Genomic DNA, 557 nt, shown 5'->3' with positions numbered 1-557 from the left:
CAGGTTTCAAAGAAGAAAGCCGCATATTCGAAGGAATAATGCGACTTTCAAGGACAAAAGGCCGTTATTGACTGTTATGGAGGGTCAATATGTAAAGGTTTGATCGTTTGGTGAAATAACGCGTCTTATAGGATCGGTTCCATCGTAAAACCAAATTTCAACCAGTAAACTCTTCTGGCTATCAGACATGTTAAAGTCAAACTTCGCCTTACCACTATCTAGAGGAACAGAGACCACTTTGCTTTGATAATCCGCTTTATAGTGTCCTGAACTTTCTTCTTGGTATTGCTTATACAAGCTCAAATGCGCACGTTGTGAAGAAAAACCACTAATATCGACATCCAGTGAACCAGTCTTTACTGGATCGTAGTTAAACCCATCTGGAATCACTAAATCCTGCATGGTTGGATTGTGTTCTTGTGATGCTAATATCGGCTTCGCTGTTGGGGGTTGACTAACATCACTGCTCGCATCTGGAGTGTTAGCGCCAGAGCTATTACCTCCAGAACCACCCCCACATGCAGTAAGCAAAACTCCTGTCAGAACTATTAATAAGT

Annotated in this window: 1 protein-coding gene; it reads right to left on the bottom strand. The window is 41.8% G+C overall.

The annotated features are described in order from the left end of the window. Positions 1–84: 84 nt before the first annotated feature. On the bottom strand, positions 85–557 hold a 473-nt coding region (locus BCT81_RS27840; protein WP_102426543.1), incomplete at its 5' end, for a hypothetical protein.

It is taken from the genome of Vibrio sp. 10N.261.52.A1 (genome assembly GCF_002876325.1).
Taxonomy (GTDB): Bacteria; Pseudomonadota; Gammaproteobacteria; order Enterobacterales; family Vibrionaceae; genus Vibrio; species Vibrio chagasii.
Note: the sequence above shows the minus strand (reverse complement) of the source record. Positions and strands in the feature narration are given on the sequence as shown.